14 protein-coding genes are annotated in these 16,423 nt (G+C 38.2%); all 14 read right to left on the bottom strand.

What is annotated here, in order from left to right:
• Positions 1-205 precede the first annotated feature (205 nt).
• Positions 206-1,384, bottom strand: a complete 1,179-nt coding sequence (locus tag R2R35_RS13820; protein WP_317730411.1) for an ABC transporter permease — start codon at positions 1,382-1,384, stop codon at positions 206-208.
• On the bottom strand, positions 1,362-2,111 hold the full coding sequence (locus R2R35_RS13815; RefSeq protein WP_317730410.1) for an ABC transporter ATP-binding protein: 750 nt from the start codon (positions 2,109-2,111) through the stop codon (positions 1,362-1,364). The genes R2R35_RS13820 and R2R35_RS13815 overlap by 23 nt, the downstream gene beginning before the upstream one ends.
• 8 nt (positions 2,112-2,119) lie before the next feature.
• Complete coding sequence (locus R2R35_RS13810) at positions 2,120-3,790, bottom strand: efflux RND transporter periplasmic adaptor subunit (RefSeq protein ID WP_317730409.1); 1,671 nt, start codon at positions 3,788-3,790, stop codon at positions 2,120-2,122.
• Positions 3,791-3,820: 30 nt separating this feature from the next.
• Complete coding sequence (locus R2R35_RS13805) at positions 3,821-6,169, bottom strand: S-layer homology domain-containing protein (protein ID WP_317730408.1); 2,349 nt, start codon at positions 6,167-6,169, stop codon at positions 3,821-3,823.
• Between the two features lie 242 nt (positions 6,170-6,411).
• Positions 6,412-6,687, bottom strand: a complete 276-nt coding sequence (locus R2R35_RS13800) for a YciI family protein (RefSeq protein WP_317730407.1) — start codon at positions 6,685-6,687, stop codon at positions 6,412-6,414.
• Between the two features lie 119 nt (positions 6,688-6,806).
• A complete protein-coding gene (locus R2R35_RS13795) occupies positions 6,807-7,550 on the bottom strand; it encodes a hypothetical protein (protein ID WP_317730406.1) in 744 nt (247 codons plus the stop codon).
• A gap of 32 nt (positions 7,551-7,582) precedes the next feature.
• The gene (locus R2R35_RS13790; protein ID WP_317730405.1) at positions 7,583-8,464 is read right to left on the bottom strand and encodes an ABC transporter ATP-binding protein; all 882 of its coding nucleotides are present in this window, start codon (positions 8,462-8,464) and stop codon (positions 7,583-7,585) included.
• Positions 8,461-8,835, bottom strand: a complete 375-nt coding sequence (locus R2R35_RS13785; RefSeq protein WP_317730404.1) for a GntR family transcriptional regulator — start codon at positions 8,833-8,835, stop codon at positions 8,461-8,463. Before R2R35_RS13785 ends, R2R35_RS13790 begins: the two co-directional genes overlap by 4 nt.
• A gap of 296 nt (positions 8,836-9,131) precedes the next feature.
• Complete coding sequence (locus tag R2R35_RS13780) at positions 9,132-9,659, bottom strand: dihydrofolate reductase family protein (protein ID WP_317730403.1); 528 nt, start codon at positions 9,657-9,659, stop codon at positions 9,132-9,134.
• A 246-nt stretch (positions 9,660-9,905) separates the two neighbouring features.
• Positions 9,906-10,937: a helix-turn-helix domain-containing protein gene (locus tag R2R35_RS13775; protein ID WP_317730402.1), complete on the bottom strand. Its 1,032-nt coding sequence runs from the start codon at positions 10,935-10,937 to the stop codon at positions 9,906-9,908.
• Positions 10,938-11,027: 90 nt separating this feature from the next.
• Positions 11,028-11,564, bottom strand: a complete 537-nt coding sequence (locus tag R2R35_RS13770; RefSeq protein WP_317730401.1) for a GNAT family N-acetyltransferase — start codon at positions 11,562-11,564, stop codon at positions 11,028-11,030.
• Between the two features lie 333 nt (positions 11,565-11,897).
• Complete coding sequence (locus R2R35_RS13765; protein WP_317730400.1) at positions 11,898-12,473, bottom strand: histidine phosphatase family protein; 576 nt, start codon at positions 12,471-12,473, stop codon at positions 11,898-11,900.
• A gap of 128 nt (positions 12,474-12,601) precedes the next feature.
• Positions 12,602-14,122 carry an ABC transporter ATP-binding protein gene (locus R2R35_RS13760; RefSeq protein ID WP_317730399.1) on the bottom strand — a complete coding sequence of 507 codons (1,521 nt, stop codon included), beginning with the start codon at positions 14,120-14,122 and terminating at the stop codon, positions 12,602-12,604.
• 253 nt (positions 14,123-14,375) lie between these two features.
• Positions 14,376-16,178 carry an ABC transporter ATP-binding protein gene (locus R2R35_RS13755; protein ID WP_317730398.1) on the bottom strand — a complete coding sequence of 601 codons (1,803 nt, stop codon included), beginning with the start codon at positions 16,176-16,178 and terminating at the stop codon, positions 14,376-14,378.
• Positions 16,179-16,423 lie beyond the last annotated feature (245 nt).

Below are 16,423 nucleotides of genomic sequence, written 5' to 3'. Positions count from 1 at the left end.
TAAAATAGCTACTGCGTCTGTTTATCTATATATCTTCTGCGTAAGCTTTGCTTCCATGGACTTTAGCTATTCGCCTATATTCACTTCTTAAAGCCTCTATGATACATTAGATTTCCGCTTTTATTCACTTCTTAGGCCTCTATGATTCTTTAGATTTCCGCTTTATTCACTTCTTAGGCCTCTATGAATCTTTAGATTACCAATTTTATTCACTTCTTAAGGCTTCAATGGGATTTAGTTTTGCTGCCTTATTTGCAGGCAGATATCCGAATATGATTCCGATTCCGGCTGAGATACCAAAGGAAATTAGCACTACTGACAAGGTCGGGGTTGCATTAAAGCCTATGGCCTTACCGATTTCAATACTTGCAAAGGCACCTAAAAGGATACCTACTGTTCCGCCTATTCCACTTGTAGTACCGGCTTCCATTACAAACTGGCGCATGATATCTCTTTTCTTAGCCCCCAGAGATTTCCTGATGCCAATCTCTCTGGTTCTTTCGGTTACGGATACTAACATGATGTTCATTATACCGATACCCGCTACCAGCAGGGATATTCCAGCAATACCCGCAAGGAGCGCCGTCATCATACCCAGCTGAAGGTTTATCTCATTTAGCATATTTATCAGGTTGGTAGCGGAATAAAACTTCTTATCATGATAAATATTATACAGGTAATCATTAATATCTGAGGTTACCTTCTCCACCACCTTGGTATCCTTTGCCACCAGGGAATAGCTGCTGATGCTTCCGATCCCCGCCTGTCTTGCACCGGTGGTGTAAGGTATGTAAATACAATTGTCATCGGACCACTCCACATTATTTGCAGTTTCTTTTAAGATTCCCTTTATGGTGTAGGCTTCTCCGCCGATTTTAATCGTATCGCCAACCTTTGCTTTCTGGCCAAATACCTTTAAGTCCACATAACTGCCGATTACACAGGTCTTTTCCATGTTGGTTATATCCATGTAATTGATAAAACTGCCTTTTTCTACCGTCTTATCATTGAGACCCGCATACTTTTCATCAACTCCCGTAATCTGAGCTCCTTCCATCTTGTCCGCTGCACCTTTTACAGTAGTCTGAAAGGCAACATTTGGTACCACTGCCTTTATCGTGTCCTTATGCTCTTTGGCATATTCATACATGTCTTCTTCGGTCAGTATTACATCTCCATTCCTTCCAATGAGGGTGACCGTAACATTATTCACGCCCATTGAGCCAAAGGAGTCTTTCATCTCCCTTGTCATTCCTTCCATCAGGCTGACCATGATAATAACCGAAGCAACACCGATAATCATACCAAGCATGGTGAGGAAGGACCGCATTTTATTGCTTACGATACTGCTCCATGATAGCTTAAATACCTGTATCAGACCCATGCTCTTCCTCACTTTCCTTTAGAATACTTTTATATTTTTCTACCCTCCCATCAAAGGATACCTTCCCGTCTATGATCCTGATGACCCTTTGAGCCTCTGCTGCTATGGAATTGTCATGGGTTATCAGAACAATGGTATTTCCTTCATGGTTTAAGTCTTTCAACAAATCAAGTACTTCTCTGCTGGTACGTGAATCCAGGGCACCGGTGGGTTCATCGGCAAGAATTAAGGAGGGATTGCCTGCCAGGGCTCTGGCGATGGATACCCTCTGCTGCTGTCCACCGGATAGCTGATTGGGCAGGTTTCTCCACTTATCGCCAATGCCTACCTTCTCAAGTACCTCCAATGCCCTTTTCTTTCGTTTTCCTTCACCTAAGCCGGCATACAGCAGGGGAAGCGAGACGTTCTCCAGCAGGTTCTGCTTCGGCAGCAGATTATATTGCTGAAATACAAATCCTATCATTTTATTTCGTATTTCTGCCAGATAGTCCCCTTTCATTTTACTAACATCCTGCCCTTTCAGAATATACTTTCCGCTGGTGGGAGTATCCAGGGCACCAATGATATTCATTAAAGTAGATTTACCACTTCCGGACTTACCGACAATGGCAACGAATTCTCCCTGATATATCTTAAGACTGATGCCATCATTGGCCCTGACCTGGGTATCACCCATATTATATACCTTCTCTATCTCTATCATTTCAATTAAGGGCTCAGTACTCATGTCTCCTCCTATTCCGTCACAGTAACTTCATCGTAATAGCCCATATCGCCGCCACCGATTCCACTGGTATCCACAAAGGGAATATATACTTCATCTCCCTCCTTCAGACCGGATTTGATTTCTACATAGGTGCCGTTGCTGATTCCAACCTCTACCTTTACCTCCTTAAAACCGGCAGGTATCCCCTCCGAATCCACGGCCCCGCTGTCTTTAATACCTGTACCCTCTGTTTTGGTATCCTTCTCTGCAGTCTTTACATATACGATATTGTCACGCATCACAGCTCCCGTGGGTACCATAAGCGCATTATCTGACTTAGCAGTTATGATTTTACCGGTTACATTCATTCCAGGAAGTAAATTTCCGGTATTATCAATGCGGATGGTAACAGGATAAGTGGTTACACCGTTGTTGGTGGTACTGTTCAATCCGATTTTCTCTACTCTGCCTTTAATTTCTTCTCCGGGCAGGGCATCCGCGGTGATTCTGACTACCTGGCCCACAGAGATATTCCTGATCTGCAGCTCATCAATATTCATACGAAAGGTCATGGCAGAAAGATCATAGACTATGGCCAGCGCTCCTTTGCTGCTGTCAGTTCCCGGATCTATGGTATCTCCCTTCTTTTTATTTTTAAGGATTACCTGACCGGATATCGGGGATTGAATGCTGTAATTCTCTAACTGATTCTTCTGATTCTTAAGAGCCAGCTCCGCTTCCTTCAGCGAAAGCTTACTGTCCTCAATTGCGTTGTTCATATCCTTTGCGGCCAGGGTATAGATTATGCTGCCGCTTTCCATATACCTGCCTTCAGTAAGCTTTAAAGCGCTTATCTTTCCGGAACCCTCTGCTGTTATGGTCTGTTCAACACTTGCTCTAAAGGTACCGTTTGCAGCACACGGCTCCGTTCCAATGCTTGCCAGAGCCAGTGCTCCGGCTGCAATACCACCCGGATTCTTTACCTTTATGGTTACTTTCCTGGTAGCTATATTACCGGCTATGGTCTCCTCCATGTCACTGACTGCGGTCACTTTTCCCTTTAGCTGCTCCAGTGTTGTGTCCATGGTTATAACTGCCTGCTTTCCAATCAGGCTTTCTTTTACCAGTGCTGAGAGAAAAGGTACATCAAGATACATATAGTCGCTGTTATAGATGTCCGCAATATTTGCTCCGGCCTGGATATTGTCGCCAGCTTTCACATAGAGCTTCTTAACATAACCTGAGATTTTGGCTGTCTGCTCCAGGTCACCTAACTTTGTCATGGAGTCATCGTAGTTCCTTTTTGCTTTCTCAACGGTTAGGTTTGCGGATTCTATACTGTTTTCCACGTCTTTGGTGCTTATCTGGTATAGAAGATCTCCTTTTTTCACCCTATCGCCTTCCTCAAAAGGGGCCTCCAGCACTTCTCCTTTTACAAGAGCATTGACCTCGTATTTATCCAGTGGTTCAATGGTTCCTTTCCCGCTTAGCATGCTTTCTACATTACCTTTGATAACTGCTGCTGTCTGTACTGACATTTGTGCCTGATTGCCGGCAGGCTTTAATAAGTCCAGGACCTTTCCCGCAATCACTGCAATTATAAGTAGGATAACCGTATATTTAATAATTTTTTTCCACTTTATATTCTTTAGATTTATCTTGCGCTTAGGCTTTACACTGCTTACTTCCTGTTGTGTCATTTAGTCTCCTATCTGCCTGTTCCGGCAATGCTATTTCTTGGTTGCAACAATAACCCTGATAACGCCGTCTTCCTGGTTAATCTTATCTGTATAGGCTTCAACATTGTATTTCTTCAGATTTGAGATGTCGGAAAGCTTGGCGGGATAATAATTGTTATCACTGTAAACATATATTGCTGCCTTATCAGAGATAGGATATACAGACTCGCCTCCCCTTACCTGATTTCTATCGATGGAAGTAACCCCAACCTTATAAAGGGTCTTAAGGAACTTGATCTCACCATTACTAATGAGAAATCCCTTAGGTCCTGCTGTTTCGTTAAAGCTTATCTCCTGTGCTTCTGTGGTATATTTATTTCCACCAAGATCATAGGTATAGGTGCCGGATAACTGTAAATTTCCATTACCTGTATTCATCTGATCCATTACCGTAAAAGAAAGCAGTATTCCATACTGAAAGAGGTCTCCCGTGGCATTTAACAGTATCATATCCGTGATCTCACCGGATTTATTTACTCCGTAATACAGCACATTCTGGCTGGTTAATTCGGCACCGCTGAGTTTGTTTGGGCTTACCTTCGTATAACTTCCCTTTGCTACATCAAGTATATTGGCATTGGCCGTTATTATCCTGCCGGAAACACTGGTACCGTCACTGCTTACCCTGCCTTCCAGTCTGCCGGATGCTGCTTTTGATACCACTGGTTCACCGTTTACATAGTTTACTTCTACAATATCTCCCACCACATAATTCGCCAGTTTTGTATCATATTCCTGTTCTGTGCCGCTGGTATCTACAATTCGGATATAATTGATTAAATCAGCGTTACCTGTACTGTCCTTCGACATATGTATACCGGTCTTAATAACATAACCCGCTATTACAGACTGAAGGTCTGTTGCAGGAAGGATTCCTGCTACCGTTCCATCATCTCCTAAAAGAAGTACGACTCTCATTCCCTCTCGGATACTTCCCTGGGCGGATAGCTCATAACCCAAAGCCTGGCTGCCAATCTTATAGGTAACTCCGCCAACTACGATTTCAGCAGGGGCAACCTGATTGGGTTTTGCTTCCTCATATGTTCCGTAAATCTTATTATTATAGGCCCAGATGGTCTTTAATTCTTCTGAATAATAAACCACATCATAGGACTCCAGCCTGCCTTTTTCGCTTAATTTACCGTTTTTATAAATTCTGGCATTCTGAACACTCTGAGGCAGATTAGACAAAGAGCTGTCTTTTAGGATATACGGCCCCTTTTTATACTGATTCAGAATGCCTAGATAATCCACCTCTCCTTTTTCATCATAGGCCCAGATTATCTTTGCTTCTTTGGAATAATACAAGATATCGTAATTGGTTATATCAGATACAGCTGCCTTTTTATCATTCTTATAAATACTGGCTGTACCTGCGGAAAAAGGTATTTTCTCTTTCCAGCTGCCGCCGTATAGGTAGGGTCCCTTTCTGGTATTATCAAGAAGAGCCTTATATCCGATGTTGCTATTCGCATCAAATGCCCATATCGTCTTTAAGGTGATAGAATAATATATCAGGTCGCCAGCCTTAATGTCAGATTTGCTGCATTTCTTATTGTTCTTATATAGCCTCTGTGTCCCTACCTGAAAAGGAATGGATTTCACCCAGTTTGCACTTACAAAGAAAGGTCCTTTTAAAGATTCATTCACTTTTTTATCGTAATCAATTTCTCCCCGGCTATCCAAAGAATAACCAAAAAGTTCCCCGTAAAGGCTGCCCTCTTTATTTTTTGACTTTAACAGATTATAGAATAAGTTTATACAGTCCTTCCGCTTCATGGAGCTGCTTCGTTTGAGACTTATATTGCTGTTTAAATCCTTATCCAGGTAAAGTCCGTATTTGGCATCAGAAAGGTTCCCTTCAAAGTCCTCCTTCGTGTAACCCAGCAGCATAACTGCTCCATTTATAGCTTCCTCCAAGGTCACCAGTTTCTCAGGCTTAAACTTACCTCCAAGGTAGCCGCTCATCCAGCCTTTGCTGACGGCTAATTTGATATACCCGGCATATTGGTTTTTGGGTGATACATCTACAAAAATTCTTGCATTGGTATTACTGCTTACCTTTCCAGCATAGCTTGAAAGGCTTACCAGCATTTTCGCATATTCTCCACGGGTCACTCCTTTTGTCTCTCCCCAGCTTCCCGATGTATTTACATTTATCACTCCCAGCATTTCCATTACTTTAACAGAAATATCAGCATCCCCTGACTCATATTGAAAGCCTGTCGTATCCTCTTTTTTGCCTGCTTCTGCTGCATAGGCCTCCCCTATCGGCACGTTTAATACTGTCATCATCAATAAAATTATAGCCATAATACCGGATAGTACTTTCTTCTTCACTTTCATATCTCCTTTCGATACAGGTAATCACCGTATCCCTAATGTCAAAAACATGAATATTTTACCATATATACTTGAAATAGTTCTTTCGATTACCTTACGTATTTATAATAATTATCTAAAGAAACTCAAAAGAATATAAAAATGGGGACGTTGCATTTAAAACAATGTCGCGGAAAGAGACCTCCTGGCTTTTTACCGCTTAACATTTATTTTGCAACAGCCCCACATAAATTCCGCTTCTACAGCAGATAGTTATTCGCTTCATCCGCTATTTCCATTGTTCTCAGCTCATAGGTCTTACAGCCGGAGGAAACAAAGGGATCTGACTGTGCTATACGGTCAGCCTCTTCTTTATCCTGTGCTGAAAATACTACCATTCCTCCGGGATAATCCCCAAAAGGCCCGCAGAGTATCAGCCTTCCTTCTTTTTTTAGCTGCTTTAAATGTTCCACATGCTGTTCCACCAGTTCTTTCTTAAGCTGGTTCTGATTCTTCATCAGGTATACAAATGTCATAGCATTTCCTCCTAAAATTGTATTTTATTAATATTTTATCCCGTCAAACTGAGTTCCTAAATTACAAAGGTATCCCGTATTTGAGGAACGAAAAGTATCTGATCTATTATTAATTCGCCTTAGATCTTTATAGGTACCTTCCTGGTAAGCATTCGGATCAAGCCTAATAAAACTGCTATTAGACCTATCGTTCCGATAACTGAAAGATAAAGGGAGTTGTCTGCAAGGATACCTTTAAAATCATCGCTAAAGATAGAAAACCATCCGTTTATCCACACCAATCCGTGAAGAGCTAATGCTGCTAACGCAACAACAATAAAGCCTATACCAATGAATGCATGATAACGGTAAAATCCAATATTAATCAGCCAGCCCATTAAGGAGTAAGCAAATATATTTATACCATATAAAAAGAACAATAGCAGCCAGTTATTGCTCAGCCCGGGTATAAGAATCTCTTCCTTAAAAGAATATCCAAACTGCAAGAAAATCACCTTTCCTACCTCCGAACCTACACTGAAAACAAGTGCCAGGGTGAAGGCAAGCGCCAAGGTTGCAAGCACATTACCACGGAAGTAATCTTTTCTTGTCACTCCATGTGTCACATAAAAAGGCATTTGTATAAATCCTGTTACGATTCCGATAATTAGCATAAAAGCACCTGAAGCGCTGTAAGAGGTAATATACAGATTATATCTTTCCACTCCGTCCCTTAGAGCAGCTGCGGCCGCTGCACCTCTAAAGGATAATACCGACATACCAAAATGCATTATTATAATAGCAATAATAAACCATATGGTGTACTTAAAATATGATTCATAAATATCTTTAAATACACTCCATGTTCTTGATTTTGATTTCATAAAACACCTATACCTTTCAATGTTAGTTTATATTATAAATTCTCTGCCTCATCCTCCGTTAGATAGATAAATAAATCCTGCAGAGAAATCGGTCCGACATCTAATCCCTTTTCATGCGCTTTTGCCTCTAACTGCTCCAGCTCCTCTTCATAAAGCCTTACGGCTTTTGTCCCTCCCAACTGTTCTGAGCCCAATATTCGTCTTCCCTGAACAAATTCATCCACCTCTTTCATACCACCGGTTATGGTAACTCCCTTTGAGGTCAGGGTTTCATATTCTTCCTGAAGAAGCAAGGAGCCATTCTTAAGTATCAGTACTTCATCAAACAGATAATCCATTTCCGATACCAGATGAGTGGATAAGATAATAATCCTTGGATGTCTTACCTGCTCTTCCAGCAGCTCTTTATAAAAGGTTACTCTGGTAGGCGCATCCATTCCAAGATAAGCTTCATCAAAGATGGTTATGGGTGCACGGCTTGCCAATCCAATGATAACATCCAGTACGGACTGCATCCCTTTGGATAGCTTATTCGCCGCTCTGTTCTTCGGCAGTTTAAAGACCTTGATCAAGGTCTTTGCATACTCTCTGTCAAAGTTCGGGCTGAATTTTGCTGAAGCCTTGATTAACTGCTCAACCTTACGATACTCATCCTTGTAATCATTCTGATAGATTAGCCGAATCTGCTCCATCACCTCTGCATTTTCAAATAGAGGTTCTCCCGAAACGGTAACTACTCCCTCTGTGGCTTCCCTTAACCCTGCAAGTATTGATAACAGGGAAGTTTTACCGGCACCATTTCTGCCGATAAGTCCATATATCTTCTGATCCTCAAGTTGAAAGGAAATGTCCTTTAAGGCTTTAAATTTCTTATACTTAAGTGATACATTTTTTACTTCTATCTGAAATGTCATTTAGCCATCCTCCCTATCCTATTAATCATCTCTGTTATTTCTCCCTCGGATATTCCGAGCTTTAAAGCTTCCTGCACCAAAGGTACTATATAGTCATCTACAAATACTTCTTTTCTCTTGTTCATGAGTTTTTCTTTCGCTCCTGCAGCAACAAACATGCCAATTCCCCTTTTTTTATAAAGTATCCCTTCCTCTACCAGTTGATTTACTCCTTTTGCTACCGTTGCATGATTAATTTTATAAAAGCTCACTAACTGATTGGTGGAGGGTGCCTGCTCTTCCTCCTTTAATTGATTATTTACGATTTGATCTTCTATTTTTTCTCGGATTTGTATAAATATCGGTTTATTGTTATCAAAGGTTGTGTTCACGAAAAACCTCCCTTTCTCGTTATACAGTGATATGGTTATATACTTGTGTGTATAACCATATCACCTCAAAGAAATTTTGTCAATACTTTAAAACAAAAAAGACACCTTGCCAATTAATATTGCTAAAAGCGAACAATTTTGTTCGATTATAGCACACATAATCGGCAGGGTGTCTTTCAGGCAGTGCATTACAGAAAACCCAGGAGGCTTCTTACCTCTTTACATCCAATATATAACAGCCTCATCTAACAGTTATACAGGCTTAATGCAGAGAACCTCATACTCATGATAAATTATTAAAACTCTGTTTCATAATGAAGTTCTGTAAACTGATTAAAGGTTCTGGCGCCTTTTAAACGTAGCTTTGTTCTAAAATCTTGTTTCTGAAACAACGGTATGCCGTCCCCCAGAATAGTGGGAGTAACTGTAATAATCCATTCATCCACAAGCCTTTTCTCGATAAATTCATGGAGCATGCTGCCTCCGCCTACTATCCAGATATCCTTTCCTTCCTCCTGCTTTAATTTCTGTATGAATTCTGTGATGTTACCATTTACATACACAACATTTTTATCTTTTCCCTGTCTGGATTCTGACAGTACATAACATTGCTTTCCTACATAGGGAAAGTTATTGCCTTCATGATTTAGAATCCAGTCATAGGTTCTTCTACCCATAATAATCGTATCAATGGTATCGTAGAATTCTGAATAGCCATTATCCCCTTCCCCTTCCGTGTTAATCAGCCATTCAAGATCATCTTCTTTGGTGGCGATATATCCGTCCAGACTTTCAGCAATGAATAGAACTACTTTTCTTGGCATCTTAATCTACCTCCGCTTAATCTTTCCTATTATACTTATTTTTCCTGTTTTATTATACCGCGTTGCAAGTGCATCTATTATAAATCAAATTCGTAGGTTTTCATAGTGATACAATGCATCTCCCATGTTCGTACTTCTTAATATTGAATGCGAAAAAGGGACCGCTGTATGATGTAACCTCCTATAAATTAGATTCTTTCCCCTAACTTACAGGTGTCAACTCAATAAACAGCTGCCCCTTTTATTCTAAACTTCTGCTAATTCCTTTAATCTTGCAATTTCTCTTTTGGGTCTGTCAACAGATTCTCCTTCAACGCAATTCCATTCTGTATCAAGCACCCTTATATATTCTTCCCAGGCTCTTACTGCCTCCGGGTAATTACCAAGAATTTCGTAGATATGAGCCATACATTCCGCCGCATCCACATATTTAGGCGACGGCTGCAATTCAAAAGCCTTTTTGTTATACGCAATCGCTTCTTCGTAACGAGCAGTACCTGCACAGCGGTCCGCCAGGTAAGCATATACCAGCCAATTCCCGGCATCCTTTTCTGCCATGTCCTTCCAGATTATAAAAGCCTCTTCCTGCTTTCCTTCTGCCCAAAGAAGTTCACCTTCATACATAGGGACTCTGACATCATCCCTGACCTTCTGCATATCTTTTAAGACAGTCTTAGCTTCCATAAGCCTTCCGTCTGCAATCAGTTCATCCAACAGATACATATACCCTCTGGGATAACCCGGATTTGTTTTTATAAATTGCTGGTAATAGGTTATCCTATTATGATGATTGACATAGTTCCAGTCTTTTGCCGTTCCCTGCTGGGCTTTCATTAAGGAAACGTGATTATCCTTTGAGTCAGGGTTTTCTTCCAGTGCAGCTTTGGCATAATATTCTGCCTGGCTTCTGTACACATCTGCCTCATGGTTATAAAGCTCAGCCAGCAACTGAAGACATTTAGCTTTATGCCTGTTATCTTCCAGGGTATCTTTTAAGTAACGTTCGGCATAATCGTAATCCACTTTGGTAAGGATTCTTTCTGCTATTATCATGTTCTCAATCCGCTCCAGGTGGGTTTCTGCCGCCACCTCAAAGAGCTCATCGATCGTAACGCCAAAAAAAGCAGACAAGGCAGGTAGTATCTGGATATCAGGAGTGGTTACATCATTCTCCCATTTACTGATAGCCTGGGCGGATATATGCAGATGCTCTGCCAATGCCTCCTGGGTAACAGATTTACGTAGTCTTAAGTTTTTAATCTTCTTTCCTAAATTCATCTTCTTTCCTCCTTGACCGGTCAGATTCATTATAGCTCCCGGTCAAAAAAGCTACAATAACCGGTCAGGCGGATTCTTATCAACCACTGGTTAAGTTAAACCCTGGTTCTCTCCCTTATCATTCAGGATCTTCTCCATCAGGTAAAATTTACCCTTTCTCCAATTCGCTTCACCAACCACTGAATATCCCAGAGAATTATACATTCTTAATGCAAAGGGATTTAAAGTATAGGCATCCAGACGAATGGATTTAATCCCCTGGGATTTTAGTATTTCTTCAATATGCAGCAAAGTCTTTTTACCCAAACCCTGGTTTTGGAATTTAGGGTGTACACATAAACGGTGGATTACCATAAAGTCCTCTGTTTTAAGAACCCATTTACCGTTTTGGTACTGGTCATCAAAGTCTTGATTCAGCACAAATACAACTCCGATGTCTCCTTCCGCTTTACCGACATACAGTTCTTCGTTCTCAAGGTCATTCTCAAGATCCTCCATAGTTGGATATACTTCATCCCATTGATAGATACCATTGGCAATCATTTCTTTGATGCCTTCTGAAAACACCTCAAATATTTCCTGCACCTCTTCCTTGTTGCCTTTTTGAAATACCAATGCTCCTTCCATCTGCTAACCTCCCATGCTGACTATGATTTTAACTTTCTGTATGTAATAATGCTTTTCATCCACAATATACTGTCAAACTACCTCTGTCAAGCTATTCTGTCAATATAAGTCAGTTTAACAATAAGTTCAATCGCCACTCCTCCTACTATCTCAACGACAGCTGACCTCCCAAGGAGTATTTCCGCAGGCAGGGTTCAATAACTCCCACCGGTGACAAAGATTAACAGATTTCAGAAAGCCGCTGATGCCAGAAGGAGTATAAGTACATTTAGTCAACATGGCTACCCAAAAATAAGCTAATCTATTTAAAATAAGGTTTTATGTATATAATTCTTAAATTTCTCCCTGCAGAATGTTTATCTTCATGATATCTATACATTTTGTGCCCTCAAACTGCATTCTTACAACCCAGGGCATCAGACTTCTCATGCGGTCAAAATCCTCATATCCATATGTGTTATCATAATAATTTAATATGGTGCTCAAGGCAGTTCCATGGGTTCCGATTGCTATGTTTTTTCCATCATTTGCAAGCAAGACATCTTCAAGGGCCTTAATATTTCTCTCCTGTACTTCTCGCAGGCTTTCCCCATCGGTTAATTTATAATCAAAGTCAGCCCATTGCTTCTTTGTAAAGGCTGTAAAGTCTTCAATCCACAGGCTGTCCACTTTGCGTTCTCTAAAATCATATACCGTTTTAACGGACAGACCAATCCCCTCTGCAAAGTCTTTCACGGTATCAACTGCTCTTAGAAAAGGGCTGGATAACACTTCCAGTATATCTTTATCCTTTAAATACTCCGTTACCAAAGCAGTATCTGCTCTCCCCTTAACTGTCAGTGGTCTGGCTGCATCCTCCTGTACCGTAAAATCAGGCTGAGCGTGCCTTATAAAATAAATAGTTGTCATTTCAGAAACTCTCCTTTTGAGGGCATAAAGACTTACCCAAATCTCTTCAATTTATTCCGCTTAGCGGTTTCTTAATAATAATATCCATTTAGTGTTTATCTGCCTTCCGTATACACTAAGTGTTTATATTACAAATAATGCTGGCACTGCAAATTATACATATTGTAGAAGTAACCATTTGTATCTTTCATCAAATCACCAAATGTTCCATATTCTATAATATGACCATCTTTAAGTACCATAATATAATCTGTAAATTTAGTTGATGGCAGTCTATGTGAAATAAATATAACACATTTATCCAATGTGAATTCGTGCATTGTATTATATAATTGGTATTCCTTTATAGGATCTAATGATGCTGTTGGTTCATCTAAAATGATAATAGATGCTTCTTTGTATAATACCCTGGCTAACTCAACTCTCTGACTCTCTCCTCCTGAAAACTCAACCCCGAACATATCCAATTCTTTTGACATTGAGGTATGTATTCCACGATTAAGGGACCTCAATTTCGTTTCTAATCCACTCATTTGCAATGTTTTCCATGCCTTTTGTTCATCATATGGCGGAACAAGCGCAACATTGTCCAAAACTGAGAATGCAAAAAGTTGGTAATCTTGAAATACTACTCCCAATATTTTTCTATACTCTAAATCTTCAATTTCATTAATTTCAATACTGTTTAATAAAATTCTCCCTTTTGTAGGCCTATATAATTTACAGATTAATTTAACTATCGTTGTCTTACCTGCACCATTTAAACCAACTATCGAAAGAGATTGATTTGATTTTAATTCAAAGTTAATATCATCTAAAATTAATTTTTGACTGTTTGGATAATGAAAAGAAACATGTTCAAAACAGATTGTAATAGCCTTATCTCTATTGATTACCTGTGAGTTTAAATGAGTAACTTTACTTTGTCTTTCCCTCTCTACCATTATACGATATTGCTCTAAAAATTGTCCTTCTTTTAGTAAATTGGAAATAGAATCAATAATTCCAGATAAACAATTTGAGAATGATGATATACCAGAAAGATACATTGAAAAATCTCCTATCAACATTTTGTCCATTACCACTCTGTAAGCAAGTACAACATATATAATGCATTCTTGAATAATGACAACACTTTCCACAATGGAATTCTTTTTTTGTATTTCATGGTTATAATTTTCCATTTCCCTTAAATAGTGTTCAATTGCTTCAGACATCTTATCAGTGAACCATTTCTGTAAACCATTTATTCTGATTTCTTTACCATATCCGATATCATTCATTACAGACACCATATAATTTACTTTACGATTAGCAACATTGATAGTTTTTCTCCATTTTTCCCATAAAATCCGCATTCCTTGATTAGATATTATACGTAAAACTAAAACAAACGTAATTAAAACTATAAATAGTGGATGTATTGTTAATACAATTGTTGCTAGTCCAATTAAAGTTATTATCTGTCTTAGAAGGTCAAAAATCATATGTAACAATAATGAAATATCAACAGAGTCCTGAACCATTTTAATAAAATCTTTTGTTTCTGGTTTCTCAGCTTCATAGTATGGGATCTTCGACGCTAGCTTAGCAATGTCTTTGCGCACTAATCTATATATAGTATCAGATTGACGTTCATCCATACGCATAAAGAATTCCTTTATTACATTACATAAAAACATAAACATTACGAACATCCCTACTAATTCTAAAACATAAGTCAAGTTCCTTCTCAATTGTATTTCATTTAAAATCCATCGAACAAAAAGCAAAGGAATGAACGTCTGCACAATCTGGGTAAGACATAGTAATGACTTAATTAAAACCGAATATTTATCCAATTTAAACACTCGTCTTACCATAAAAAAAACGTTGCTCAAATTATAATAATATTTTTTCATTCTACTCCAATTCTGCCATTTCGGCTTCAAAACCAATAGTCTTATCTCCTGTATAAAGTTTTGATTGCATGTGGAACATTTCATAATAATTTCCTTGTTGGCGCATTAATTCATCATGAGTCCCCTGTTCAATAATCATGCCATTAGCTAATACAACAACCTTATCGCAGAATTTTGTAGACGCAAGCCGATGAGAAATAAATATAACTGTCTTTTTTCCTATAATATCGTTAAATCTTTTATAAAGATTTAATTCTGCAACTGGATCCATAGAAGCCGTTGGTTCATCCATTATTACCATTGGACTATCCTTATAATAAGCTCTGGCTAGTGCCAACTTCTGGCGCTCCCCTCCTGAGAACTCAACACCATCCTCTACAAATTCTTTATCAATATATGTATAGACTCCATCCGAAAGCTTATTAATTTTATCCTCTAGATCAGCTTTTTTAATTACACTCTGAAGTTTTGCTGCGTCTTTTGGCATATTTAGTAATATATTATCCTCTATATCAAATGAAAAGAGTTTGAAATCCTGAAAAACAGCTGCTATAATACAAGCATAATCCTTTTGTTCCAATGTTTGTATATCTATACCATTTAAGAGTATTTTTCCACTGGTTGGTACATATATCCTACAAATTAATTTAATAAATGTTGTCTTACCTGTACCATTTTCACCAACAATAGATAATTTTTCTCCTGGTTTAATTATTAAATTGATATTCTTTAATACCAGCTTTTCTGTATGAGGATATTTAAAACTGACATTACTAAATTCAAAAAGATAAGGTTCACTTGGAAATTTTGTTATATCTATTTTCTCTCTAGTTTCATGATGTATCATTTCTGTTAGTTCATTATATTTTTTTACATAATCGAGTGTATGAATTAAATCTAACAACAGATTTATCAGATTAGATATTGCATTAGTAAAGTAATTTACAGTTGTTATATACATTGTAAAGCTTCCCAAAGTTATTTCTTCTATAAACGATTTATATCCAGCATATCCATATAGCGCCAGCATTTCTAATGCATCCGCTGAAAGTTTCATAGAATTTGCTTTAAATATTCGCTTATTATAAGTTGTATTTAAATCGTATCTTTCTCTTATATTGTCTTCATATTTTTTCTCAAACAACTTATCTACATTATTGATTCGTATTTCTTTAGCAAATAAAAAATTTACCAGTGAATTATCTATATATCTAAAATGGCGTCCATTCTTTTTAAAATCAGGTATTGTATCACTTTCAATATTATTTATCTTACTTTTTATAAAAATTCTTATTAATGCAATTATAAATAAAACCAGAAGAAACAAGGGATTAAGTGTATATAATAATGCAGAAAACAGTATAACCTGAATGAACGTAGAGGTTATTTTCACATAGAAATCTACCACTACTGTTCCCCTTACTCTATACATAATTACTTCTATCAAATCTCTAACTTCAGCGCTTTCAAACTTTTCATAATCCAATTCCGAACAAATTCCAGAATAATGTTTAACTGTATCAACATCTGCCCTGTTGGTATTAACATTTCTATAAGTACGAGTTGCCAAATCTATTATTTTTGTAATAGAGATAGCAGTAATAAAGAATAAAATCTCTCGTAATACAGTATTCCATGCATCACCTCGGAGCATAGAATCTATAATACGTTTTGGCATAAAAATGTAAATACTTGTTGTTGCAATTTGTATTATTTCATCCAAAGTTTTACTATAATAATAATATGGACATATTTTCTTAGACAATTTTTCTAGAAAAACCAAGTTTTTCAATAATTGTTTCATAATAACCTCCTATAAAACTTTAGTTATATAGATATGCTATATTTTCTGTTCTCTTCCATTCTTTTTCATGTGTTGCAGTGTATCCTAAACGATGTATTAAAATAGCAGTCTTATCTAATGGATAACAGATACCTTGCTCGTTATGTGTTAAAAATTGATAGGAGTTTTTTAGCCATGTAACTATTATATTTTTTAACATACTCTTCGGATATGCTTATTACGATGTGGGTATACATAAATGCCTT

The sequence above is a fragment of the Anaerocolumna sp. AGMB13020 genome (assembly GCF_033100115.1).
Taxonomy (GTDB): Bacteria; Bacillota; Clostridia; order Lachnospirales; family Lachnospiraceae; genus Anaerocolumna.
This window is presented reverse-complemented; position numbering and strand designations above follow the sequence as displayed.